This window comes from Streptococcus parasanguinis (assembly GCF_001578955.1).
GTDB classification, from domain to species: Bacteria; Bacillota; Bacilli; order Lactobacillales; family Streptococcaceae; genus Streptococcus; species Streptococcus parasanguinis_U.
In genome coordinates this window covers 212,303-236,818 of record NZ_KQ969691.1, presented here as the reverse complement: position 1 = coordinate 236,818, position 24,516 = coordinate 212,303, and the positions used below count along the sequence as shown (strand labels likewise).

Annotated in this window: 20 protein-coding genes and 1 pseudogene; 11 read left to right on the top strand and 10 right to left on the bottom strand. The window is 43.1% G+C overall.

All coding sequences use genetic code 11. From position 1 onward, the window contains the following. Positions 1-77 precede the first annotated feature (77 nt). The 3 genes from fimA to SPADD19_RS07885 are packed head-to-tail and all read right to left on the bottom strand — an operon-like array spanning position 78 to position 2,580. The gene (gene fimA, locus SPADD19_RS07895) at positions 78-1,007 is read right to left on the bottom strand and encodes a metal ABC transporter substrate-binding lipoprotein/fibrin-binding adhesin FimA (RefSeq protein WP_061455730.1); all 930 of its coding nucleotides are present in this window, start codon (positions 1,005-1,007) and stop codon (positions 78-80) included. 11 nt (positions 1,008-1,018) lie between these two features. Continuing rightward, on the bottom strand, positions 1,019-1,861 hold the full coding sequence (locus SPADD19_RS07890; RefSeq protein ID WP_003004302.1) for a metal ABC transporter permease: 843 nt from the start codon (positions 1,859-1,861) through the stop codon (positions 1,019-1,021). Continuing rightward, positions 1,858-2,580 carry a metal ABC transporter ATP-binding protein gene (locus SPADD19_RS07885; RefSeq protein WP_061455729.1) on the bottom strand — a complete coding sequence of 241 codons (723 nt, stop codon included), beginning with the start codon at positions 2,578-2,580 and terminating at the stop codon, positions 1,858-1,860. The genes SPADD19_RS07890 and SPADD19_RS07885 overlap by 4 nt, the downstream gene beginning before the upstream one ends. 192 nt (positions 2,581-2,772) lie before the next feature. Here SPADD19_RS07885 and SPADD19_RS07880 point away from each other — a divergent pair, with 192 nt between their 5' ends. Further along, entirely contained in the window at positions 2,773-4,668 is a 1,896-nt protein-coding gene (locus SPADD19_RS07880) for a M13 family metallopeptidase (protein WP_061455728.1), read from the top strand. Positions 4,669-5,170: 502 nt separating this feature from the next. Continuing rightward, the gene (locus SPADD19_RS07875; RefSeq protein ID WP_061455727.1) at positions 5,171-6,262 is read left to right on the top strand and encodes a glycerol dehydrogenase; all 1,092 of its coding nucleotides are present in this window, start codon (positions 5,171-5,173) and stop codon (positions 6,260-6,262) included. Positions 6,263-6,320: 58 nt separating this feature from the next. Here the strand turns inward: SPADD19_RS07875 and SPADD19_RS07870 are convergent, their stop codons facing one another. Next, positions 6,321-7,643 (bottom strand): DUF1958 domain-containing protein, encoded by a 1,323-nt coding sequence (locus tag SPADD19_RS07870; RefSeq protein ID WP_061455726.1) that lies wholly within the window; start codon positions 7,641-7,643, stop codon positions 6,321-6,323. 144 nt (positions 7,644-7,787) lie between these two features. Between SPADD19_RS07870 and SPADD19_RS07865 the strand changes: the two genes are divergently transcribed. Then, positions 7,788-9,767 carry a peptide ABC transporter substrate-binding protein gene (locus tag SPADD19_RS07865; protein ID WP_061455725.1) on the top strand — a complete coding sequence of 660 codons (1,980 nt, stop codon included), beginning with the start codon at positions 7,788-7,790 and terminating at the stop codon, positions 9,765-9,767. A 123-nt stretch (positions 9,768-9,890) separates the two neighbouring features. Further along, a complete protein-coding gene (gene leuS, locus SPADD19_RS07860) occupies positions 9,891-12,392 on the top strand; it encodes a leucine--tRNA ligase (RefSeq protein WP_061455724.1) in 2,502 nt (833 codons plus the stop codon). A gap of 97 nt (positions 12,393-12,489) precedes the next feature. On the opposite strand, the gene SPADD19_RS07855 is transcribed toward leuS, so the two are convergent. The 3 genes from SPADD19_RS07855 to cbiM are packed head-to-tail and all read right to left on the bottom strand — an operon-like array spanning position 12,490 to position 14,992. Further along, positions 12,490-13,215, bottom strand: a complete 726-nt coding sequence (locus SPADD19_RS07855; RefSeq protein WP_049507541.1) for an energy-coupling factor ABC transporter ATP-binding protein — start codon at positions 13,213-13,215, stop codon at positions 12,490-12,492. 12 nt (positions 13,216-13,227) lie between these two features. Beyond that, positions 13,228-14,016: an energy-coupling factor transporter transmembrane component T gene (locus SPADD19_RS07850; protein ID WP_061455723.1), complete on the bottom strand. Its 789-nt coding sequence runs from the start codon at positions 14,014-14,016 to the stop codon at positions 13,228-13,230. Further along, the gene (cbiM, locus tag SPADD19_RS07845) at positions 14,009-14,992 is read right to left on the bottom strand and encodes a cobalt transporter CbiM (protein ID WP_061455722.1); all 984 of its coding nucleotides are present in this window, start codon (positions 14,990-14,992) and stop codon (positions 14,009-14,011) included. The genes SPADD19_RS07850 and cbiM overlap by 8 nt, the downstream gene beginning before the upstream one ends. Before the next feature lie 290 nt (positions 14,993-15,282). Between cbiM and SPADD19_RS07840 the strand changes: the two genes are divergently transcribed. Genes SPADD19_RS07840 through SPADD19_RS07820 form a run of 5 tightly spaced genes read left to right on the top strand, consistent with a single transcriptional unit; the run spans position 15,283 to position 19,458 of the window. Then, a complete protein-coding gene (locus tag SPADD19_RS07840) occupies positions 15,283-15,732 on the top strand; it encodes a MarR family winged helix-turn-helix transcriptional regulator (protein WP_031574929.1) in 450 nt (149 codons plus the stop codon). Positions 15,733-15,749: 17 nt separating this feature from the next. Continuing rightward, on the top strand, positions 15,750-16,604 hold the full coding sequence (locus SPADD19_RS07835) for an SDR family oxidoreductase (RefSeq protein ID WP_021154346.1): 855 nt from the start codon (positions 15,750-15,752) through the stop codon (positions 16,602-16,604). Beyond that, entirely contained in the window at positions 16,597-17,325 is a 729-nt protein-coding gene (locus SPADD19_RS07830; RefSeq protein WP_003009931.1) for an ATP-binding cassette domain-containing protein, read from the top strand. The genes SPADD19_RS07835 and SPADD19_RS07830 overlap by 8 nt, the downstream gene beginning before the upstream one ends. Then, on the top strand, positions 17,318-18,838 hold the full coding sequence (locus SPADD19_RS07825; RefSeq protein WP_061455721.1) for an ABC transporter permease/substrate-binding protein: 1,521 nt from the start codon (positions 17,318-17,320) through the stop codon (positions 18,836-18,838). Before SPADD19_RS07830 ends, SPADD19_RS07825 begins: the two co-directional genes overlap by 8 nt. After that, positions 18,835-19,458: an endonuclease III domain-containing protein gene (locus tag SPADD19_RS07820; protein WP_003009934.1), complete on the top strand. Its 624-nt coding sequence runs from the start codon at positions 18,835-18,837 to the stop codon at positions 19,456-19,458. The genes SPADD19_RS07825 and SPADD19_RS07820 overlap by 4 nt, the downstream gene beginning before the upstream one ends. 76 nt (positions 19,459-19,534) lie before the next feature. On the opposite strand, the pseudogene SPADD19_RS07815 reads toward SPADD19_RS07820, so the two are convergent. The 3 genes and pseudogenes from SPADD19_RS07815 to SPADD19_RS07805 all read right to left on the bottom strand — a co-directional run. After that, a pseudogene (locus tag SPADD19_RS07815) lies at positions 19,535-19,765 on the bottom strand (IS3 family transposase); the annotation flags it as partial. Positions 19,766-19,996: 231 nt separating this feature from the next. Beyond that, positions 19,997-22,660, bottom strand: a complete 2,664-nt coding sequence (locus SPADD19_RS07810) for an ABC transporter permease (protein ID WP_021154352.1) — start codon at positions 22,658-22,660, stop codon at positions 19,997-19,999. Between the two features lie 12 nt (positions 22,661-22,672). Continuing rightward, the gene (locus SPADD19_RS07805; protein ID WP_003009942.1) at positions 22,673-23,374 is read right to left on the bottom strand and encodes an ABC transporter ATP-binding protein; all 702 of its coding nucleotides are present in this window, start codon (positions 23,372-23,374) and stop codon (positions 22,673-22,675) included. A gap of 230 nt (positions 23,375-23,604) precedes the next feature. Here SPADD19_RS07805 and SPADD19_RS07800 point away from each other — a divergent pair, with 230 nt between their 5' ends. Both SPADD19_RS07800 and SPADD19_RS12855 read left to right on the top strand, forming a co-directional pair. After that, positions 23,605-24,153, top strand: coding sequence for a TetR/AcrR family transcriptional regulator (locus tag SPADD19_RS07800; protein WP_003009944.1), 549 nt, complete (start codon positions 23,605-23,607; stop codon positions 24,151-24,153). A gap of 177 nt (positions 24,154-24,330) precedes the next feature. Beyond that, on the top strand, positions 24,331-24,516 hold a 186-nt coding region (locus tag SPADD19_RS12855), incomplete at its 3' end, for a gamma-glutamyl-gamma-aminobutyrate hydrolase family protein (protein WP_241496543.1).

Genomic DNA, 24,516 nt, shown 5'->3' with positions numbered 1-24,516 from the left:
CCTTTTTTCTTTTCAATGTACATCAATGAAGGGGGAAGAGCCACTGATTTGTTTGAGAATCTAATCAGTTTGGAATCTTATTTGTTCAAACCTTCTGCGATCTTGTCTAAGTTCCATTTCATCATGCTGTAGTAGCTATCACCTTTTTCTCCCTCTTTGGCAATGGAATCAGTGAAGATCTTTGCATAGATCGGGATATTGGTATCTTTAGACACAGTTTTCATAGGACGTTCATCGACGCTAGATTCAACAAAGAGGGCAGGCACCTTGGTTTGCCGGAGCTTTTCTACCAGCGTTTTGATTTGGTCAGGTGTGCCTTCTTCTTCCGTATTGATTTCCCAGATATAGGCGGATGGGACGCCGTAGGCTTTGGAGAAGTATTTGAAGCAGCCTTCGCTGGTTACAATCATCTTCTTCTCTTCTGGGATATTGTTGAATTTTTGTTTGGCTTCTTGGTCGAGCTTGCTGAGTTTTTCAGTATAGGCAGCTAGATTTTTTTCGTAGAAGTCCTTGTTTTTGGGATCTTTTGCGATCAATTGTTTGGCAATGTTTTTAGCGTAGAGGATCCCGTTTTCGAGATTGAGCCAAGCGTGAGGGTCTTCTTTTCCAGCTTGGTTTTGGCCTTCCAAGTAGATGACGTCGACTCCGTCGCTAGCTGCGAAATAGTCTTTGTTTTCAACTTTATTGGCATTTTTGACCAATTTAGTAAACCAAGCATTGCCACCGGTTTCGAGGTTGATCCCGTTGTAGAAGATGAGGTCTGCTTGCGAAGTCTTTTTGACATCTTCTGGAAGCGGTTCGTACTCGTGAGGATCTTTGCCGACAGGAACGATACTGTGCAGCTCGATCTTATCCCCAGCTATATTTTTGGTGATATCTGCAAGGATGGAGTTGGTGGTGACCACTTTCAATTTATCAGAAGCTCCAGAAGAAGAGCCTTTGCTACAGGCCAACAGACCAAATAAGAGTGCCACAAAGAGGGCGAGGATAGAAGCGGTTTTTTTCATGTGTTTCTCCTTTAATGAGATGAAAGAGCGTGCTTATTCTTTCTCTGCTTAGGAGCGATAAAGAAGCTGATGAGAAAGAAGACAGCAGAAGTGAGGACAATACAAGACCCGACGGCGATGTTTAAGCTATAGCCAATAAAGAGTCCCAGGATGGATGCAAGAGCACCTAATCCGGATGAAAGGAGCATCATGGACCAGAGACTATTGGTATAGAGATAGGCCGTCGCAGCGGGTGTAATGAGCATGGCGACGATGAGAATGGTTCCGACACTCTGCATAGCAGTGACAGAAACCAAGGTCAAGAGCACCATAAGGAGGTAGTGATAGACCTTGACCCGGACGCCCATGGATTGAGCCAGAACAGGATCAAAAGATGTGAGCAGTAAGGGTCGAAAGAGTAGGACAATCACCAGCAAGACCGCAGCACCAACACCGATGGTTATCCACATATCCCGGTCTTGGACGGCCAAGATATTCCCAAAGAGGATGTGGAAAAGGTCGGTGGAACTTTTAGCGACTCCAATCAGGATGACTCCTAAGGCGAGGAAAGAAGAAAAGGTAATCCCAATTGCAGTGTCGCTCTTGATGATGGAGTTGCTCTTGATATAGGTGATAAGGACGGACGCCAGGAGGCCAAAGACAATAGCGCCAATAAAGAAATTGATGCCTAGGATAAAGGAGAGAGCCACACCAGGAAGAACTGCGTGTGAGATAGCGTCTCCCATGAGAGACATGCCTCTTAAAATAATGAAGCATCCAACGGCTCCAGCGACAATCCCGATGGCGATGGCTGTGATCAGGGCATTCTGTAAGAAGTGGAATTGCTGTAATCCATCGATAAATTCTGTAATCATCCGACGCCACCTCCTATAAAGAGTTCATGCCCATAGGCTGCATGCAGATTTTCTTTGGTAAAGGTTTCCTCTGTTTTCCCAAATGCAATCAGTTTACGATGAAGGAGGAGGACCTGGTCGAAATAAGCTGGGACCTTGCTGAGGTCGTGATGGACGATCAGAATGGTCTTGTCTTCTTGTTTCAAGGTCTGGAGGGTCTGCATGATGATGTCTTCGCTGACAGAGTCAATCCCTGCGAAGGGCTCATCCAAAAAAATGACATCCGCTTCTTGGACCAAGCAGCGGGCGATCAGCACCCGTTGGAATTGCCCTCCTGAAAGCTGGCCGATCTGGCGATCCGCTAGATCAAGAAGATTGACAAGTTTCAAGGCATTTTCCACTTTTTGGAGATCTTCTTTGCTTTTTCTCTTGAAGATAGAAAGGTGGGGATAAAGACCCAGTGAGATGCACTCCCGCACCGTGATGGGGAAGTGGAAATCAATAGCGGATTTCTGTTCGACGTAGGCCACTCGTTGAAGAGCTTGGCCGAGATCTTTTTGATCGAGCAGGACCTTTCCCGCATGAGGGAGAAGTCCTAGCATGGCCTTGATTAGGGTTGATTTTCCAGCCCCATTGGGGCCAAGAATGCCTAGGATGGTTGGACCCTGGATGGTGAGGGAAAGATCCTCCAAGGCCAGTGTTTGCTGGTAAGCAACACTGAGATGTTCAATTTGAATCATGATTTTGCTCCTTTACCATTAATATACATGAATAAAAAAATTAAGTCAAGTTAATTTTTGAAATAATTATACACGAATAAAAAGTTAAGTCAAGTTAATTTTTAAAATAATTCAACTTAAATCTCTTGAAATCATTGAAAAAAGTTCCTATTTTTGATAAGGTTATTACAAAAGAATGAAAGCGAGAAGATCATGGTACGTTTACAAGATGATTTTTATGATTACGTCAATGGGGCATGGGCTGAGACAGCTGTGATTCCAGATGACAAACCGTCAACCGGTGGTTTTATGGACTTGATCCAAGATATCGAAAACTTGATGTTGGATATTACCGGAAAATGGCAAAGAGGAGAAGAATTGCCTGAAGATAGCATTCTGCAAAACTTTGTCAAATACCACAAAATGGTGGCAGATTTTGATGCACGGGAAGCAGCTGGTGTGGCTCCAGCTATGCCCTTGATCAACGAAATCAAGGCCTTATCTTCCTTTGAAGACTATACCAGCAAGTTGGGCACCTATGAGCTAGCTGGCAAACCAAATCTCTTGCCATTTAGCGTGTCACCAGACTTTATGAATGCCCAAATGAATGTCTTGTGGGGAGAAGCACTCGGTTTGATTTTGCCTGATACAACCTACTATGAAGAAGACAATGAAAAAGGACCAGAGTTATTAGCTGTTTGGCGTCAAATGGTTGAAAAACTCTTGGCAAAATTTGATTTTTCAGAGGAAGAAATCAAAGACATCCTGGATAAGGTCATTGCGGCTGATGCAGAATTGGCCAAATATGTCTTGTCAAACGAAGAAAAATCAGAGTACAACAAACTCTACCATCCTTATGAATGGGCAGATTTCAAGGCCTTGGTTCCAGAATTGCCACTCGATACCTTCTTTACAGAAGTGATCGGACAAACGCCAGATACTATCATCGTGCCAGAAGAGCGTTTCTGGAAAGAATTCGCACCAACATTCTACTCAGCAGCCAACTGGGAAAACCTTCATGCTAAATTGAAACTCGGCGCAGCTCTTTCTTGGACTTCCTTCTTGACCGAAGAAATCCGTGTCCTGTCTGGTGAATATGGACGGACCATCACAGGGACACCAGAAGCACGTCCGAAAGAAAAGGCAGCTTTGGCTTTGGCAGAAGGACCTTATAGCCAAGCACTTGGCCTTTGGTATGCAGGAGAAAAATTCTCACCAGAGGCGAAAGCAGACGTAGAGCATAAAGTAGCGACCATGATTGAAGTCTACAAGGATCGCTTAGAAAAAGCAGACTGGCTCGCTCCTGAAACTCGTGAAAAAGCCATTGTCAAGCTCAATGTCATCACACCACATATCGGCTACCCTGAAAAATTACCTGAAACATACGCCAAGAAGATCATCGACGAAAGCAAGACCTTGGTGGAAAATGCTCAAAAATTGGCTCAAATTTCCATCGAGCATGTCTGGAGCAAGTGGAACCAACCAGTTGATCGGAGCGAATGGCACATGCCAGCTAATATGGTCAATGCTTACTATGATCCGCAACAGAACCAAATCGTCTTCCCAGCAGCGATTTTACAGGCACCTTTCTATGACCTTCACCAATCATCATCAGCCAACTACGGCGGAATCGGTGCGGTCATTGCCCATGAAATCTCCCACGCCTTTGACACCAATGGTGCTTCCTTTGACGAGCACGGTAGCTTGAAAGACTGGTGGAAGCCAGAAGATTACGAAGCCTTTACCGCTCGCACGCAAAAGGTCATCGATCAGTTTGAAGGGCAAGACTCTTACGGTGCCAAGATCAACGGGAAATTGACCGTTTCTGAAAACGTGGCAGATCTAGGAGGAATTGCTGCAGCCCTTGAAGCTGCTAAGAAAGAGGAAGATTTCTCAGCAGAAGAATTCTTCACCAACTTTGCTCGCATCTGGCGCATGAAAGCTCGGACAGAGTACATGCAACTCCTCGCAAGTGTCGATGTCCATGCACCAGGAAAACTTCGCACCAATGTCCAATTACCAAACTTTGACGAATTCTTTGAAACCTTTGATGTCAAAGAAGGCGACGGCATGTGGCGCGCACCAGAGGATCGTGTGATTATTTGGTAAACTAAGATAGGAGAGACGATTCGGTTTACCGAAACTTCCTGCAGAAAAATAGGAAATCAATGCCGCATTCCCTGAATGCCAATTGATTTATCTTTTTTCCAAAGGAAGTAGTCTCGACTTCAGTTAAGCAATTGATTGATTTTCTTGACCATGTGGGCCATGCCCACCAGGCAATCTCTCTTTTTCTCGACGCTTTTAGGGCGAGTTCAATTTCGCGATACTAGTTTTGTTGATCAAAGGAAGTAGTCTCAACTTCAGTTAAGCGATTGATTTTCTTGATCGCTCGTGAAAAAAAATAAAAATCCCCAAAGTCAAGTTTCAACCTACTGAAACTAGCTTTGGGGATTTTTGATAATAAGATTCATCAAATAAAAACGAAGCGCTTCCAATGACTGCGTGAACAGATAAATTTAATTGAGTGGAGCCTTGTATAATTCTTTGAATTTCATAGAAATAAATGCTACTATAGGTGTGAACTAAATAAATTTTAAAGGAGCAGACTATGAGAAATTTTGCAAGTCCGTCACGTTACATTCAAGGTGAGAATGCCTTATTTGAAAATGCGCAATCTATTTCAGAATTAGGGAATCACCCTGTTTTGCTATGTGATTCAGTGGTCTATGATATCGTAGGGAAGCGTTTTGAAGAATACCTTGGTCAAAATGGGCTCACGGTTTTGCCAGTCTTCTTCAATGGAGAAGCTTCTGACAACGAAATCAATCGTGTGGTTAGTCTGGCAGAAGAAAATGGCTGTGATTTGGTCATTGGACTTGGTGGAGGAAAGACCATCGATAGTGCAAAAGCTATTGCTGATCTTCTAAAATCACCAGTTGTGATTGCTCCGACCATCGCCTCTACAGATGCTCCCGTTTCCGCCTTGTCGGTTATCTATACGGATGAGGGTGCCTTTGAGCGCTATATCTTCTATTCTAAGAACCCAGAATTGGTCTTGGTGGATAGCAAAGTGATCTCTCAAGCACCAAAACGCTTGCTCGCTTCTGGTATCGCAGATGGCCTAGCAACTTGGGTAGAAGCGCGTGCAGTGATGCAAGCGAATGGAAAAACCATGTTGGGTCAACGACAAACCTTAGCGGGTGTCGCCATTGCACAACGTTGTGAAGAAACCTTATTTGCTGATGGTCTCCAAGCCATGGCTGCTTGTGAAGCCAAAGTTGTAACACCTGCTCTTGAAAACATTATTGAAGCTAATACCCTTCTCAGTGGTATTGGATTTGAAAGTGGGGGATTAGCTGCTGCCCATGCCATCCATAATGGCTTTACAGCCCTTACTGGGGACATCCACCATTTAACTCACGGTGAAAAAGTAGCCTACGGAACGCTCGTTCAATTGTTCTTGGAAAACCGTCCGAAGGAAGAATTGAATAAATACATTCGTTTCTATCAACAAATCGGTATGCCAACCACTCTGAAAGAAATGCATCTTGAAACTGCAAGTTATGAAGATCTTCTCAAGGTTGGCCAACAGGCCACCATCGAAGGAGAAACCATCCATCAAATGCCATTTGAAGTGAAGGCTTCTGATATTGCCCAAGCCATCGTAGCAGTAGATGCCTACGTTCAAGGTTTGGCCTAAGATGGCTTTGTCGACAAACCAAGAACTCCCATACCTTATGGTAATGGGAGTTCTTTTCCTATTTTCTTCTTTTTGGATCGGTTTGTTTAAAGATCAGGTATAAAATTCCGGCAGGCAAGAAGCAGAAGAGCCACATAACATCGAGTCCCTTGCTTTTACTGCTAGAGGTCGTTGCTTTAGACTCACTGACGGCCACTCCCGGTTTAATGCTTGGAGATACCTGTTGCAAGCCGTTTTGGACGACTAGGCGGTTATTTTCTAGTTTTAGCGCTGGCTTCGTTCCCTTCTTAACAGTCGCATAGAAGTCTTGCTTCAGCTGAATGGTCTTCCCGTCGATGGTATGTTCCCCTGCAGAGAGGACTTTTTTATACTGGTAGTCTGCGAACATTTTCTCAGCCAAGGTATTTCCGATCTGATTGCGGTAGCTTTCGGCGATCTCGACATCGTAGTTCCCAACCCCCAAAATGACTTCGATAATCCGCTGTTTACCCCGCTTGGTTGTCGCGGTGTAGTTGTAGTCAGCAGTCGGGCTGGATCCAGTTTTGAGTCCATCTGTTCCTTTAAGGGCGAATTTTCCACCTTCGAGGGAAGTATTGTAGTTATCGTAGCTTTGCTCGTAGGGGGTTCCTTCCATGATGGTAGTGTGAGCTTGCTTGGTGTATTCCAACATTTCTGGCAGGTCGTTTACGATGTGATAAGCCAGAATAGACATGTCCCGCGCTGTAATTTCGTTATTCGCATTGACATCGTAGCGCTGAGGATTGTAGTAGCCCTGAAGGACCGAGATCATTGCCCCATTTGGATTGTGCCATTTGGTATGGCTCATCCCCATTTCTTGTGTGTACTGATTCATTAAGTCCAAAAACTTATCGGGATCATTGTCAGTGACGGCGTTGGCGAGCATAATCACGGCTGCGCTAGAAGAAGGAACAAAGAGCATCTTGATCAATTCAGATACTTTGTAGTCTACACCAGCTACAATAGGTGAGTTACTTAACAGATTGTTTTCCGAGATGGCTTGGTCTGCCTCTGTTGCTGTGACCACGGTATCGTACTTGATCTTGCCTTCCTTAAGGGCCCGAAAGACCACATAGGCACTCATGAGTTTGGCCATGCTTCCGGAGTCCCGGACCGTGTCGATATTGTCTCCGTACAAAATGGCTCCAGTATTGGCGTCGATGACGATGTCAGCTTTAGGCTTGTAAAAATCGTCCAATACCAGTCCAGCATCAGCTGCGATTTTCATGACATCTTCTTGCTGGTAGATGTCATCCGCAAAGGCAGTGGAAATAGGGCCTAATGTCAAGACTCCTACAAGGAGGGACAAGAGGCTGCGTTTAAGTCGTTTGTGTAAATGTCTCCCGTTATTCATAAATTCCATTATATCATACAGGTTAGGGATTAAAACGGAAAAAATTCTAGAAAAAGAAAAAAGAGAAGAATTTCGCAGTAAAAGCGTTTACATTTCCCTGGAAAGTGCTATAATTTAAATTGAATATAACATTTTTACAATGAGGTGAATTATATGAACAAAGGAAAGGTACTCTTAGCTACCAGCGCTCTGCTTTTATCGGCTGGTGTCCTAGTAGCTTGCTCAGGTGGAAAATCTGGAAGCTCCGGCGGACAGACGTATAGCTATGTCTATACCCAGGATCCAGATACGCTCGACTATTCGATTTCCAATAAAAAATCGACTTCCGAGTTTACAGGAAATGCGGTAGATGGATTATTGGAAGTAGACAAGTATGGGAACTTAATCCCATCACTTGCTAAAGACTGGACTGTTTCCAAAGACGGCTTGACCTATACTTATAAACTCCGCAAAGGGGTCAAATGGATGACTTCTGAAGGGGAAGAATATGGAGGAGAGGTTAAGGCCCAAGACTTTGTGACAGGTCTCAAGCACGCGGCAGATAAGAAATCACAAGCGATTTACTTGGTCCAAAAATCTGTCAAAGGCTTGGATGACTATGTTTCAGGGAAAACATCTGATTTCTCAACCGTTGGTGTGAAAGCGATTGATGATTATACCGTTCAATATACCTTGAGCCAACCAGAAAGCTTCTGGAATTCCAAGACTACGATGGGGATCCTGATGCCAGTCAATGAAGAATTCCTGAAATCTAAAGGGGATGACTATGGTCAAGGAACTTCTCCGTCTAGTATCCTTTACTGCGGACCTTATTTGATCAAATCCATTACTTCGAAATCTTCTGCGATATTAGAAAAAAATCCAACCTACTGGGATGCGGAAAATGTCAAGATCAGTAAAGTCAAACTGACCTATTATGATGGTCAAGACTCCGAGTCTCTGATCCGTGGATTTGATAACGGTGACTATACAGTTGCCCGTGTTTTCCCAAATGGTTCCAACTATAAGAGTGTAGAGAAGAAGCATAAGGACGACATCGTCTATACTGACCAAGGTTCCTCAACCTATAACCTTTCCTTCAACATTGACCGTCAGGCCTATGAAATCACAAAGAAGACCACGGATGCTCAAAAGGCCTCTACCAAGAAAGCAATCTTGAACAAGGACTTCCGTCAAGCTATTATGTTTGCCTTCAACCGCAAGGCTTATGTAGCGCAAACTAACGGGGAAGCGGGTGCCAATAAGGTGATCCGTAATACCTTTACGCCACCAAACTTTGTCCAAATCGATGGCAAACAATTTGGTGATGCAGTAGAAAAAGACTTAGAAGCTTATGGGGATGAATGGAAAGGGGTCTCTGTCGCAGATGGAAAAGACACCCTCTACAATCCAAGCAAGGCCAAAGAAGAGTTTGCCAAAGCTAAGGCAGACTTGCAGGCTCAAGGAGTTGAATTCCCAATTCATTTAGACCTTCCAACTTCTTCGACTTATACGGAAGGAATCAAACAAGCCCAATCCTTCAAACAGTCGATTGAATCTACATTGGGAGCAGAAAATATTGTCATCGATCTGAATATGGTTTCTGAGGATGATCTTCAACGAGTGACTTACTTTGCTGAAAATGCTTCCCAACAAGACTGGGATCTAAACAATAACTTGGGCTGGGGACCAGACTATACGGACCCATCTTCTTACATCGACATCACCAGTGGTAAATCTGGTGAAAATGCCAATTCTTACTTTGGATTCGATGCTGGTACGGATAATGCGGCGGCAAAAGCAGCTGGCTTTGATGAGTACAATCAATTAATTGAAGACGCTCAAAAAGAAAACACAGATGTCAACAAGCGTTATGAAAAATATGCTGCGGCTCAAGCTTGGTTGACCGATAGTGCCCTCTTGATTCCGATTCATTCGGATGGAGCTTCTCCAGTCGTTCGTAAGACTGTACCATACTCTGCAGCCTTTGCTTGGACCGGCCACAAGGGTCAAACCTTTAACTATAAGTATTTAGAAGTTCAAGACAAGGTCGTAGCGGCGAAAGACTACGACAAAGCGCGTGAACAATGGAAGAAAGAAAAAGAAGAATCCAATAAAAAAGCGCAAAAAGAACTTGAAAAGCATGTGAAATAGACTTTTCTTAGCGAAAACAGGATGGACAGGTCCCGTATGGGACCTGTCTTTTTCTTTATCTGATCCTTTAAAAATCCCCTAAAAATGGTATAATAGGAGCATCACGAAAATTGGAGAGACGCTATGAGTTTTTACGATCATAAAGAAATCGAGCCTAAGTGGCAAAAATACTGGGCTGACCATCACACTTTTAAGACAGGAACAGATGCTTCAAAACCGAAGTTTTATGCATTGGACATGTTCCCTTACCCATCCGGAGCGGGTCTACACGTAGGACATCCAGAAGGCTACACAGCAACAGATATCCTTAGCCGTTTCAAACGTGCGCAAGGCTACAACGTCCTTCACCCAATGGGATGGGATGCCTTTGGTTTGCCTGCTGAGCAATACGCTATGGATACGGGGAATGACCCAGCAGAATTCACAGCGGAAAACATTGCCAACTTCAAACGCCAAATTAATGCCCTTGGATTCTCTTACGACTGGGACCGTGAAGTCAATACGACAGACCCAAACTACTATAAATGGACACAATGGATTTTCACCAAGCTTTACGAAAAAGGTTTGGCCTATGAAGCTGAAGTGCCAGTAAACTGGGTTGAGGAACTAGGAACAGCTATCGCCAACGAAGAAGTTCTTCCAGACGGAACCTCTGAGCGTGGGGGCTATCCAGTTGTCCGCAAACCAATGCGCCAATGGATGCTTAAAATCACGGCCTATGCGGAGCGCTTGCTGGCTGACTTGGATGACCTTGACTGGCCAGAGTCTATCAAGGACATGCAGCGCAACTGGATTGGGAAATCAACTGGTGCTAACGTAACTTTCAAAGTAAAAGGAACAGACAAGGAATTCACCGTCTTTACGACTCGTCCAGATACTCTTTTCGGTGCGACCTTCACTGTTTTGGCGCCTGAACATGAACTAGTAGATGCCATCACGACACCTGAACAAGCTGAGGCTGTAGCGGACTACAAACACCAAGCTAGCCTTAAATCAGACTTGGCTCGTACAGACCTTGCCAAGGAAAAAACAGGGGTTTGGACTGGTGCTTATGCTATCAACCCTGTCAATGGTAAAGAAATTCCAATCTGGATTGCCGACTATGTTCTTGCTAGCTACGGTACAGGTGCTGTTATGGCCGTACCTGCCCACGATGAGCGTGACTGGGAATTTGCAAAACAGTTTGGTCTTCCAATCGTAGAAGTCTTGGAAGGTGGAAACGTTGAAGAGGCTGCTTACACAGAAGATGGCCTTCACGTCAACTCTGACTTCTTGAACGGTCTCAACAAAGAAGAAGCGATTGCTAAAATCGTGGCTTGGCTAGAAGAAAAAGGCTTTGGTCAAGAAAAGGTGACCTACCGTCTCCGCGACTGGCTCTTTAGCCGTCAACGTTACTGGGGTGAACCAATCCCAATCATTCATTGGGAAGATGGAACTTCAACAGCTGTTCCAGAAAGTGAACTTCCACTTGTCTTGCCAGTAACCAAGGACATCCGCCCTTCAGGTACTGGTGAAAGCCCATTGGCCAACTTGACAGACTGGCTGGAAGTAACCCGCGAAGATGGCGTCAAAGGTCGTCGTGAAACCAATACCATGCCACAATGGGCCGGTTCAAGCTGGTACTACCTCCGCTATATCGATCCACACAACACTGAGAAATTGGCTGATGAGGACCTTCTCAAACAATGGTTGCCAGTCGATATCTATGTGGGTGGTGCAGAACACGCCGTGCTTCACTTGCTTTACGCTCGTTTCTGGCACAAATTCCTCTATGACCTTGGTGTTGTACCGACTAAAGAGCCATTCCAAAAACTCTTTAACCAAGGAATGATCTTGGGAACTAGCTACCGTGACCACCGTGGCGCACTTGTGGCAACTGACAAGGTTGAAAAACGTGACGGTTCCTTCTTCCACATGGAAACAGGGGAAGAATTGGAGCAAGCACCAGCCAAGATGTCGAAATCCCTCAAGAACGTGGTCAACCCAGACGATGTGGTGGAACAATACGGTGCTGATACCCTTCGTGTCTATGAAATGTTCATGGGACCACTTGATGCTTCAATCGCTTGGTCTGAAGAAGGTCTAGAAGGAAGCCGTAAATTCCTCGACCGTGTTTACCGTTTGATCACAAGTAAAGAAATCGTTGCGGAAAACAATGGCGCTCTTGACAAGGTTTATAACGAAACGGTTAAATCTGTTACTGAGCAAGTCGAGTCTATGAAATTCAACACAGCCATTGCCCAACTCATGGTCTTTGTCAATGCTGCTAACAAGGAAGATAAACTCTATGTGGATTACGCCAAAGGCTTCATCCAATTGATCGCCCCATTTGCCCCTCACTTGGCAGAAGAACTCTGGCAAACAGTCGCAGCAACAGGTGAGTCAATCTCTTACGTAGCTTGGCCAACATGGGACGAAAGCAAATTGATTGAAGACGAAATTGAAATCGTCGTTCAAATCAAAGGAAAAGTCCGTGCCAAACTCATGGTCGCTAAAGACCTTTCTCGTGAAGAATTGCAAGAAGTCGCGCTAGCTGACGAAAAAGTCAAGACAGAGATTGATGGCAAAGAAATCGTGAAAGTGATTAGTGTACCGAACAAGCTTGTAAATATCGTAACGAAATAAATTTAAAAGTCCTTCAGAGCTAAGCTCTGGAGGATTTTTTCGTTTGGTTGATTAAGGATCAAAAAAGCTTCGGTAGGAAGAACCCTACCGAGGCTTTTTAACATGTTGAAAACGATTGTTGAATATCTGGATGATTTTCCCAATCAGCTCGATTGTAGCTTCCTGTAATGGTGTGCTCTTCAGAAAAGAGCAGAACCCGTTCCACAATCGGAGCGATTTGCTCGAAATGGTGGGAGGAAATAACAATCGTTTTTCCTGCTGTTTTGAGTTCTTGGAACAAGGCGACAATCAGCTTCTGGTATTTGGGGGAGAGACCGTTAAAGGGCTCGTCAAATAGCAAGAGACTAGGATTCATGGTGAGGACACTGGCAATGGCGACTAGCTTCTTTTCCCCTCCGGAAAGATGGTAGGGAATACGATCTCTCAGGTGCTCAATCTCTAAAAGAGTGAGTGTATCATTGACGCGTTGTTCGATTTCAACTGCCGATAAGCCGAGTTGACGTGGGCCAAAAGCCAGTTCATCATAGACGCTTGTATTGAACAATTGGGTATCGCTGTTTTGAAAAATGAGTCCAACCTGCTGGAAGAGTTGCCCAGCACGATAGGGATCTTTCAAGAAGTCTTTGTCAATGGTCCAATCCTTGAAGTGGTACTGACCAGAAGACAGGGGCAAGAGCCCAACCAGAATTTTAAAGAGGGTCGATTTTCCAGCTCCGTTTGGGCCCATCAAGCCCACGGTTTCCCCTTTTTGAATCTGGAGTTGAATATCGTGGACACCAGTTTCTTCGGTATAGTGGTAATTTCCATCCTGAATGGTAATCATAGGGCTTCCTTTCTAGCCAAGTAAGGTCGTGAAGGTCGTGAGAAGAACCAATTCCAATAGGAAAAAGATGTCTTCCTTCTTCCAGTGGAAGGCTTCTTTGCGCTTTGTGTCCATGCCATATCCTCTCAGCAACATGGCCTCGTAGACCTCTTTGGTATGGTTCTTCGTTGATAGATACAAGAGACCAAGTAGGGAGCCAAAGAGATTGAGATTCACTTTTTGTCCAACCGTTCTTAGCTGGACGCATTCGATCTGTTGTTGCAAGTGTTTCCCTAAGATATAGCCATATTTGAGTGTGATATCAATGGTTTGCACAAAGGTTTTTGGAACACGCAACTGACGAAGGGCCTCGACCAGTTGCACACTTGTCGTTGTGGCTAAAAAGAGAGAAATATTGAGGACAATCATCCCTGCACGTAGCAAAAAGAGTCCTCCATTTTGAAATCCTTGAAATAAGATGCTAGGCAATATCACAATTGTGGAAATCAACAGCACCTTGAACAGGACCTTAAAGAGGTGGAGTAGGACCTCTCCAGGAAGCATGGCAATGTGCATTAACAAAAGGATGCCGATCAACCACAGTTGGATGGGATGGTGGGCAGTCGTAATGAGAATGGCTAAAATTAAAAAGGAAACGAGCCGCATCCAAGACGAAGTTTTGGCCTTGAATGCGGGCGTCGTTTGTTTCATTTTGCCAAGAAAGTGGCGCAATGTTTGAAGATTCATTTGTAAATAGTGATGGCTTTTTGAAGCTTCTAGAGTCGCTTGCTCTTGATGAAGCCAGTCAGGGAGTTTACGCATGAGAAGTCTTTTCTCCGTTCATTGATCGAATGATTTTACTGATGATATAGAAAATGAGAACAGCTGTAATGGCTGATAGAATATAGCCAATCGCAATTTTTGTTCCAGGAATGGTGTAATCACTGAACAAGGCTTCAAAAGAGAATCCATTTTTGATCCCTGTTGGGACTTTGCCATGAAGCAGGCTACCCAATTCTTCAGTAGACCATTCACCAAAGGCTGTCCCATCTGCGAGAAGTCCAAGTGGGCTGAGGACGATCAAAGTAAGGAGTACCCAGCGAATTTTTTTAACGAATGAAGTAGTATTGACTGTACTTGGTGTGTACAACTCTGTAGGAGCGACTTGCTTGACAAAACGGTAAATCACAACGGTGAAGAAGGCTTCGACCCAACCTGCGACAAGGAGGTGAGCACCCAACATAGCAGGCACCGTGATACTCAATCCATAAGGATTATAGAGTGGCTGACCAGCTTCTGACGCGATGAGGGGTTGCAAGCCCAATTCAACACCAGCTAAGAAGGCAGCAGCATTGATCGAAAGATAAGAGCCGACAATGACGCCAAGCGTTTCCTGATGGTGCTTGCGGAACAAGCTATAAATAGCATAACCAACGAAAGGCATCACAATGGCCATGTTGAAAATATTGGCCCCAAGAGCGAGAATACCTCCATCCCCAAATAAGAAGGCCTGTAGCAGTAAGGCGACTGTCAGCGCCAGAGAGGCTGCATAGGGACCTATGAGAATGGCAAGAAGGGTTCCTCCGACAGCGTGAGCGGTCGTTCCGCCAGGGACAGGAACATTAAACATCATTAATAAGAAGGACAAAGAAGCAGCGATCCCAAGCATCGGAGCCAGCTCTTTATTTTCTTTTAATTGCACCTTGACTTTTTTGACAGATAAGACAATAACAGGTGCAGCAGCAACCGCTAAAACCGCACAACTTGCAGGACTAAGGTAATTATCTGGTATATGCATAACAAATTCTCCGTTAGTATGAATTATTTTCGTTAACAGATTACCACATTATAAAATCAGGTGTCGTTACAAAACGAGTCCAACATTTGTTACACATGCTAGAAAGAGGGCTATCTTGCTAAAAGAAATTAGTAGAAAGAAGAAGAAAAAACTAGTTTGAAGGGCTAGAAAGGCTTTTTTAAGGTGAATTTGGATAAAATTATTGGTTCCATATCGAAATAGTTGACAGATGTAACAAGCAGTGGTACAATGATTTTGATATTTCGATATAGAAATAAAAAGGAGACAAAATAGACAAGATGTTAGGGGGCTACCAAGCTTTACAGATACGCTTATTAAACGGGCGACTTTTTCAAAAACTCTTGAGCAAGGAACCAGATGCCCAATACCGAAGTGAACAAGGGAAAATTTTAACGATTTTGTGGAAGCAAGAGTTGGGGTGCGCTACTGCGACCGATATCGCTCTTGCGACGGGTCTAGCCAATAATACATTAACCAGCATGGTTAAGAAATTGAAAGAACAAGGCTTGGTTACGATTCAACCTTGTACGCAGGATAAAAGGAAAAAATATATTTCTTTGACAGACCTTGGTTGGGCGCAAAAAGAAATCGGTGACCGTGTCAGCAAAGAACTTGGAGAGATTTTTTACCAAGGCTTTTCGGATCAAGAAATCCGAGAATTTGAAGCCTATCAAGAGCGTATTATCACAAATCTAAAAGCTAAAGAGAGTGAACTGTAGTAGAGGGGAAAATGCTTATGATTGGAATAGCAGGTGTAACAGGGAAATTAGGCTCTTATGTGGCTGATCTTGTCGATCAGCAAGGAATTGCTTCTATCCATCTGGCAAGAAGCCCAGAGCGGGCAACAGTCTACGCGTCAGCGGAAATTCGTAAGATGGTGTATGCCAATACTCCAGAGGTGGTTGAGGCCTTAAAGGGTATCGATGTCTTATTGATGGTCTCTGCTCGGGAAAATCCAGAGCGTGTTGAGGAACACACGAGTTTTTTAAATGCCGCAAAGCTAGCGGGGGTGCAGCATATCGTCTATACCTCCTTTTACGGAGCAGATGAAAAAGCAACCTTTACCTTGTCTCGAGATCATGCCCAGACGGAAGCCTATATCAAGGAGTTAGGATTCACCTATACATTTTTGAGAGATAATTTTTACTTGGACTTCTTGATAGATATTGCTCTTGAAAATGGAGAGATTCGTGGTCCAGCAGGAAGTGGGAAGGTTTCAGCAGTTGCCCGTAAGGACACATCTAGTGTTGCAGCAGAGATTCTTTTACATGCTAAGAAATGGGAAAATCAAACCTTGAATCTAACAGGACCAGAGGAACTTTCCATGGAAGAGATCGTAGCGCTTCTCTCAGAAGAGACCGGTAAGACCATCGCGTATGTGGATGAATCAGTAGAAGAAGCCTATGAGTCACGGAAAAAATGGCCAGCACAAACTTGGGAGTATGATGCCTGGGTCAGTACCTATACAGCGATTAAAGCTGGAGAACAAGCTGGAGTTTCAGCAGATGTCGAAAAAGTCCTAGGGCATCCAGCAAGTAGCTTATTGGATATTCTTAGAGACAGAAAACTTATTGAGGAAAAATATGATTGAATACAAACATGTAGCCTTGCGTTACACAGAAAAAGACATTTTGAAAGATGTCAATCTCCGCATTGAAAATGGAGAATTCATGGTGCTAGTGGGTCCTTCAGGATCTGGTAAGACCACCATGATCAAGATGATTAACCGTCTTTTGGAGCCGACAGATGGCAATATCTATATGGATGGGAAACGTATCAAGGACTATGATGAACGGGAGTTACGTCTCAGTACCGGCTATGTCCTTCAAGCCATTGCCTTATTTCCTAACTTGACCGTTGCTGAAAATATAGCATTGATTCCTGAGATGAAGGGCTGGACTAAAGAACAAATCACTTCTAAGACAGAAGAACTCTTGGATAAGGTGGGGCTCCCTGCTGCAGAGTATGCAAATCGCATGCCTAGTGAATTATCTGGTGGGGAGCAACAGCGGATTGGCATTGTGCGCGCTATCATTGGAGAACCAAAAATTCTATTGATGGACGAACCTTTTTCAGCCTTGGATGCCATCTCTCGCAAGCAGTTGCAAGAATTGACCAAGGCATTACATAAAGAATTCGGCATGACGACCATCTTCGTAACCCATGATACGGATGAGGCCTTAAAATTAGGGGATCAAATTGCAGTGTTGCAGGATGGAGAAATCCGCCAGGTGGCAGACCCTGAAACAATTTTACAAGCGCCTGCGACAGACTTTGTCGCAGATTTGTTTGGAGGTGCTCACCATGTCTAAACTACTTACAACTTTTCAAGATCGTTTTGGGGAATGGTTAACAGCCCTTGGGCAACACTTGCAATTGTCTCTTTTGACCTTATTGGTTGCTATTTTTCTGACCATCCCACTTGCGGTTTATCTAAATAGCCACAAAAAAGCGGCGAACTGGGTGCTACAAGTTGCGGGTATCTTCCAGACCATTCCCTCAATGGCTTTGTTGGGTCTCTTTATTCCTTTCATGGGGATTGGAACCTTACCGGCCCTTACAGCTCTAGTCATTTATGCTATTTTCCCGATTTTGGAAAATACAATCACAGCCTTGAACGGCATTGATCCTAGCCTTGAGGAGGCAGGAGTTGCTTTTGGAATGACCAAGTGGGAGCGACTCAAGAAGTTTGAAATTCCACTGGCCATGCCTGTCATTGTATCGGGGGTTCGTACAGCAACCGTTATGATCATTGGGACAGCGACTTTAGCCGCTCTTGTTGGAGCTGGAGGATTGGGATCCTTCATCCTTTTGGGGATTGATCGTCGGAATGCTAGTCTCATTTTAATCGGTGCAATCTCATCAGCCATTTTGGCCATTCTATTTAATGTTATTCTCAAATGGTTGGAAAAGGCAAAGTTGCGTACGATTGTTGCGGCCTTTGCGGTGATGCTCCTTGGTTTGGGAGCGAGTTATGCTCCAAGCATGATTCCTCAGAAAGAAAAAGAAAACCTAGTCATAGCTGGGAAATTGGGGCCTGAGCCTGAAATTCTCATGAATATGTACAAACTTCTCATTGAGGAAAATAGTGACATGACGGTGACCGTTAAGCCTAACTTTGGGAAGACAGATTTCCTTTATCAAGCGCTTAAAAAGGGTGATATCGATATCTATCCAGAATTTACAGGGACCATTACAAGCTCTCTCTTGCAACCAGCTCCTAAAGTCAGCAACGACTCCAAAGAAGTTTTCGAGGTTGCGCGTGATGGTATAAAGAAACAAGATCATCTAGCCTTGCTCAAACCCATGGCTTATCAAAACACCTATGCGATTGCTGTTCCGAAAAGTATTGCGAAAGAGTATAATCTGAAGACGATTTCTGATCTCAAGAAAGTTCAGGACAAGCTCAAAGCTGGTTTCACGTTGGAATTTAACGACCGTGAGGACGGAAACAAAGGACTTCAATCAGTTTATGGACTAAATCTTAATGTGGCTACCATGGAGCCGGCCCTTCGCTATGAGGCAATCCAACAAGGCAATATTCAAATAACAGATGCCTATTCAACAGACCCAGAAATTGCTCAATATAATTTAGTTGTTCTAGAGGATGACCAACACCTCTTCCCACCTTACCAAGGAGCACCCCTCATGAAAGAAGCTCTTCTTAAGAAACATCCAGAATTGGAAGGCATTCTGAACAAGTTGGCTGGCAAAATCACAGAGAGCCAAATGAGTCAGATGAACTACCAAGTGGGAGTAGAAGGAAAACCTGCTGCTAAAGTCGCACGTGAGTTTTTGGTAAAACAAGGACTATTGAAGAAATGATTAAGCAAGAAGAAATACAAGAAACTCTTTTGCGACTCTGCAAGCACTATGGAGAACAAAATTGGTGGCAATCGGATAACAAGATTGAAGATTTGGTATCGACCATTCTGATCCAGCGAACAACAGAGAAGAATGCTAAGTTGGCTTTAGCTGGTCTAATGGATGTCATGACAGTAGAGGGTATCCTGGCTTTACCGCTAGAAGAGTTACAGGAACGTATTCGACCTGCCGGATTTTTCAAGCAAAAGTCACAAACGATTAGGGGACTTCTGACCTGGTTAAGAGAAGTTGGTGGTTTTGAGTTTCTTGCCAGAATTGGAACAGAAGATTTACGGAAGCTACTGTTGGAGTTAAAAGGGATTGGACCAGAGACTGCAGATGCACTTTTACTTTATCTTTTTGATCGTCCCGTTTTTATTTCGGATGAATATGCGAGAAGACTTTTTCGACGCTTAGGATTTGGAAACTTTGATACCTATAATGACATGCATGCTGTTTACGGTAACGTCTTGGAAGGCCTCACTCTCAAACAATGCCAAGAGATTCATGCTGTCATTGATGAACATGGGAAAGCTTTTGGCAAAAGTAAAGGCCAGTTAGACGAAAGTTGGTTACGATAAAAAGAGCCTAGGACAGTAGTCCTTTGACTCCACAAAAGAAACTGATTTTGTACTAACCTAAAGTTAGACAATTTATTTAAGCAAAGGATTTAGTTCTGTATTGCACAGGACTAAGTCCTTTTAGTTTTATCTTAATGCGTTTGTTGTTGTAATAATTAATACAGTCTACACTAGCTTGTTCCAATTGCTCAAGTGACTGAAACGTTTTCTCATGACCATAAAACATCTCAGACTTCAGAATGCCAAAGAAGGATTCCATCATGCCGTTATCTGGACTATTGTATTTACATGACATAGATGACTGGAGTATAAGAGTCATCCAAAAGTATGTGCCTCCTTGTTAAATATCAAAAGATTGGTGAAATGAATAGCGAATATCCCTTTTTATTTTACTTAAAATCAGATTTTTGGATGGAAATACCAGATGATAAAGTAAATCATTTAAAAAATAAAAAAGACAAACGCCCAAAATGACGTTTGTCTAGAATAAGGAAGTTATCCTTGTACTTTAGCTCTACTTATTAGCTTAGATCGTATGTTACTCAACAGATTTTAGGGCTTCGAGCATATTGACTTTCTTAAGGTGTTGGTTCACAAAGATACCGAGACCTGTCAGAATGATAATGACAACAAGTGTTGGAATGGCATAGATGAGCCAGCTCAGACCTGGATTGAACATAATATTTTCAGGAGGGATAACCTCTACCATGTATTGATGCAATCCCCAACCAAGTCCGAATCCAACCAAGATACCAATGATAGAGAGATAAATGGTTTCTCGATAGATGTAGAGTGTCACTTCTCTATTAAAGAAGCCTAGAACCTTAATGGTTGATAACTCACGGATACGTTCTGCCACATTGATATTTGTCAAATTAAAGAGAACAACTAAAGCAAGAAGAACAGAAATCCCAATCAATACTGCCATAACACGGCTAAGGGAGTTGACGATGGTCTTGATTTGTGCCTTTAGAGTAGTATTTTGAACAACCCCTTTGACACCATCAAGCTCCATAAATTGACTGGCTGTTTGCTCAACGTTTTTGTCTGAGTGATTCTTCAGTGTCAGAATAGTAGCGTTTTGGCTCGCCTCTTTACCAAAAGCATTTCTGTAAGTAGTTTCATTCATAAAGATGAAGTGACCCATATACATTTCAGAAATACCAGCAACTTTGAGTTTGATATCCTTGTCTTGGCTATTTTGAACGGTTAACTCATCCCCTACAGAAACGCCAGCTAAGTCTGCCAATTTCTCAGAAATAATAATCCCTTTGTCGGTCAAATCGAGTTTTTGACCAGTTTCACGATTATTGAGCTTGATGTAATGTTGTAGAGTTTCTTGATCCTTGTCTTTGACCACAAGGGTTGTGATATCTTGACGATCGTTATTATTTCCTGCCACTTTTGAAAGCATTTCGTAATGAATAGAAAGATGTTCCTTGACCTTGCTATCGTTAATTAATTTTTGGATGTTTTCCTTTTCCTGCCCATCCAGATGATCCTTGTTTGCGACAATCATATCATAGCGAATGATGTTAGGGAATTGGCGTGTGTTAAGGTCTCCAATAGAAGAACGAATACCGAGTCCAGCAAAGAGAAGTGCGATGGAACCGCAGACACCAAAAATAGTCATGAACATCCGTTGCTTGTATCGGAAAATATTACGGGCAGTGACTTTTTGTGTAAAGTTCATCCGGTTCCAAAGTGGGGTGATGCGCTCCAAAAGAATCTTAGAACCAGATGTTGGAGGTTTTGGAAGAAGAAGTTGGGCTGGCTTTTCTCCTAATTCGCGCTTGGCTACCATGAAAGCGGGAAGAACTGTGGACAAAAGACCAAGCACAATAGCTAGAAGAGTCTTAAATGGATAAAAGTGTAACTCAATTGGTGCGAGGAGGATTCGCTCTTTATAACTATTGTATATGATAGTTGGAAGGAGAATATGTCCAGCAGCAACCCCAATAGCAGTACCAATCATGCTCGTCACGAATCCATAAATAATAAATTTACGGATGATGTCCTTGTTTTGGTAACCGAGAGCTTTGAATGTCCCTGCCTTAATCCGTTCTTCTTCGACGAAGCGTCCCATTGTTACAAAGGTAACCAAGGCAGCAATAAAGTAGAGGATAACAGGGAAGATATTACTGAGGTTCTGAAAAACAGAAGCGTTGGTCTCATATGAAACGTACCCTTCTGACCAAGGAGCTTCACGACGTGTGTAGACATCGTAGCTTGGTTCAGCAATGCTATCGATTTTTTCTTGAGCTTCCTTTATTTGCTCCTTCTTGTCAGCGATTTCATCTTGTGCCTGAGTCAATTGTCCCTGGACAAGAGGATTCTTATCCTGACCGCTGGCTTTCGCTTGTTCAAGTTTCTTGTTAAGCTCCGTTTCTGCTTTCTGAAGTTGTCTTGTTTGTTGGTCAATCTTAGCCTGTGGATCAGCTTTTAATTCTTTCAAACGGTTAGCAGGCTGATTTTTTACTAATTTTTCAAGCTCATCCTCGTGTTTGGAAACCTTGTCAGTGTAATCCTGGGTATAGGGGTTAGCTCCACGGACGTCTTTGTAAGCTAAGCGTGCAATCATGTAGACGTCGGAATCAAAACTAGATTCAGGAACAACCGCATACCCTTTGAGTTCCCCACTACCAGCTGTCGATGAACCTAGGTCAACACTTGATAAGATTTCAGAAGACTGAACAAAGCCAGTGATGGTAAAACTGTGTTCTTTTAAGACGTCCTTACCATTGTCACCCTCTTTTTCAGAAAACTCAATTTTGTCACCGATCTTATAGTTATCTTGATAGACTGAAGAAAGAGCAATTTCACCTTGCTTACTTGGAAGTTTTCCTTTTACAACCTCATAAGTTGAGATATCTTTTGGTTTTGAAAATAGTCGAAAGGAATCAGTGGAACCTTTCAGTACTACATCTTTAAAGTAACCATACTCAATGTTTGCCTCTGATGAGACTTGATTTAGGAGGTCTTGATCTGACTGGTTCAGTCCATAGCTACCAGTAACTGTGAGGTCAGCTGTTTGGTGTTTAGTAAAATAGCTTGTTCCCGTGTGTTGCATATCAGGTGTCGTCACCTTTAGACCCACAAGAGCGAAAGAACCTAAGGCCATGAGTGAAGCAATAGAAACCACCCGTCCTTTAGAACTAGAGAAAGACTTTCTCACGTCCTTCCAATAAGTTTTACGATTCATGAGACATCCTTTCTAGTACTCGAGGCTATCAATATCTTGTGGATGGGCATTGAGTTCAATACTTTGAACACGCGCATCATGCATACGAATCACACGATCAGCAATAGGTGCAAGCGCCCCGTTGTGAGTGACGATGATAACGGTAGCTCCTTCATTGCGAGCCTTGTCTTGGAGAATCTTCAAGACCTGTTTTCCAGTATTGTAATCCAGGGCTCCTGTAGGTTCGTCACAGAGGAGAATTTTCGGATTTTTTGCGACGGCGCGAGCGATAGCTACCCGTTGTTGCTCACCACCAGACAATTGTGCAGGGAAGTTGTTGATGCGTTTTCCTAGACCAACATCAATCAAAGTTTGTTCCGCATCTTTAGCATCCGCGACAATTTCAGAAGCCAACTCTACATTTTCTTTGGCCGTTAAGTTTGAGACCAAGTTATAGAATTGAAAGACGAATCCGACATCGTCTCTACGATAGGCTGTTAATTGTTTCGCATTATAATTGGAGATGTCTTTCCCATCGATGACGACCTTTCCTTCATCATTGGTATCCATACCACCAAGAATATTGAGAACAGTTGATTTTCCTGCCCCAGAAGAACCGAGTATAATCACTAACTCCCCTTTTTCAATTTCGAAAGTGATATCATTGTTTGCGATGATTTCCACATCACCTGTTTTATACCGTTTGTAACTATGTTTCATTTCAATATACGCCATGTGTATTTGTCTCCTTTAAAAATTATCAGCTGCTAAAACAACAACCTGTTGAATAATTACGAAGGTTATTTTATGATTTTTTTAAATACGATTGCTACAACAGAAAACAACAATGTGTTGAAATAACGAAGAAAATATGATAATCATAACTGAAAATATCAGATGATAGTTGACATTTTCAAAATTCGAGATATACTTTAATCAACAATATGTAGAAATAAGGGGTTCGTATGCAACAGAGACAAACGACAACTAAGTCAGATATTAAAGAAGCCTTCATTCAGCTTTTGGCTACAAAAAGTTTAGAGGATATAACGATTAGTCAGTTAACTAAAAAAGCGGGTGTCAACCGCTCGACATTTTATCTGCACTACCTAGATAAACAGGATTTTTTAGAGCAATTAAAAGAAGAAACCATAACGACGGTTCGTATGATTTTGAGGAAAGAAACCTTTTATCCCAAAGAAGCCTTAGAAGCCATCTTGTCTTATTTCCAAGAGAACAGTGCTTTTTTTGCTGAAATTGCAAAAAATCCAAGCTTTCGTTTTGCAGACAACATTCGTTATTTTATCTTGGGGATGATTGAGTCTACGCCACGTTCTCGACCAGTCATTGTGGCAGCTTATCAAATGCCAGAGCGCTATGCTATTACCATGTATGTTTCTGGTTTGACAGGACTTATTGTCGACTGGATTATCAATGGGACTCAGGAAAACCCCCAACAATTGACCAAGATTATACTGGATTCCCCAGGGATGGAGTGGTTTAAAGAAAAGTAACTACTTAAGAATCCTCAGGGGCTTTGAAACAGAATTGCCTCTTATTGACAGAAGTTAGATGGCTGAGTCCTTTCATTCTAATTGTTGACTGTCTCTTCAAAAAAATCTCCATTGAGTCTGGCTTGAAATTGTGTTACAATAAGCCTTGAAGATGAATGAAAGAATATGGAAATAAGCATGAAAATAAGACCAGTGATTGGAATTACAGGAAATGAAAGACCCTTCCCAGATGATCCAGACGCGAACATGAGCTATGCGGCGACTGGTTTTGTCGAAGCGGTCAAAGAGGCAGGAGGGATTCCCTTGATCTTGCCGATTGGAGATGCGGCCTTGGCCAAAGACTACATATCGATGATTGATAAG

Coding starts and splice junctions, on each gene's coding strand:
- SPADD19_RS07855 (WP_049507541.1), bottom strand. CDS start 13,215: ATGATTACCATTCAGGATGGAAATTACCACTATACCGAAGAAACTGGT.
- SPADD19_RS07890 (WP_003004302.1), bottom strand. CDS start 1,861: ATGATTACAGAATTTATCGATGGATTACAGCAATTCCACTTCTTACAG.
- fimA (WP_061455730.1), bottom strand. CDS start 1,007: ATGAAAAAAACCGCTTCTATCCTCGCCCTCTTTGTGGCACTCTTATTT.
- SPADD19_RS07825 (WP_061455721.1), top strand. CDS start 17,318: ATGTCTAAACTACTTACAACTTTTCAAGATCGTTTTGGGGAATGGTTA.
- leuS (WP_061455724.1), top strand. CDS start 9,891: ATGAGTTTTTACGATCATAAAGAAATCGAGCCTAAGTGGCAAAAATAC.
- SPADD19_RS07810 (WP_021154352.1), bottom strand. CDS start 22,660: ATGAATCGTAAAACTTATTGGAAGGACGTGAGAAAGTCTTTCTCTAGT.
- SPADD19_RS07800 (WP_003009944.1), top strand. CDS start 23,605: ATGCAACAGAGACAAACGACAACTAAGTCAGATATTAAAGAAGCCTTC.
- SPADD19_RS07830 (WP_003009931.1), top strand. CDS start 16,597: ATGATTGAATACAAACATGTAGCCTTGCGTTACACAGAAAAAGACATT.
- SPADD19_RS07835 (WP_021154346.1), top strand. CDS start 15,750: ATGATTGGAATAGCAGGTGTAACAGGGAAATTAGGCTCTTATGTGGCT.
- SPADD19_RS07885 (WP_061455729.1), bottom strand. CDS start 2,580: ATGATTCAAATTGAACATCTCAGTGTTGCTTACCAGCAAACACTGGCC.
- SPADD19_RS07880 (WP_061455728.1), top strand. CDS start 2,773: ATGGTACGTTTACAAGATGATTTTTATGATTACGTCAATGGGGCATGG.
- SPADD19_RS07805 (WP_003009942.1), bottom strand. CDS start 23,374: ATGGCGTATATTGAAATGAAACATAGTTACAAACGGTATAAAACAGGT.
- SPADD19_RS07820 (WP_003009934.1), top strand. CDS start 18,835: ATGATTAAGCAAGAAGAAATACAAGAAACTCTTTTGCGACTCTGCAAG.
- SPADD19_RS07870 (WP_061455726.1), bottom strand. CDS start 7,643: ATGGAATTTATGAATAACGGGAGACATTTACACAAACGACTTAAACGC.
- SPADD19_RS07850 (WP_061455723.1), bottom strand. CDS start 14,016: ATGCGTAAACTCCCTGACTGGCTTCATCAAGAGCAAGCGACTCTAGAA.
- SPADD19_RS07865 (WP_061455725.1), top strand. CDS start 7,788: ATGAACAAAGGAAAGGTACTCTTAGCTACCAGCGCTCTGCTTTTATCG.
- SPADD19_RS07875 (WP_061455727.1), top strand. CDS start 5,171: ATGAGAAATTTTGCAAGTCCGTCACGTTACATTCAAGGTGAGAATGCC.
- cbiM (WP_061455722.1), bottom strand. CDS start 14,992: ATGCATATACCAGATAATTACCTTAGTCCTGCAAGTTGTGCGGTTTTA.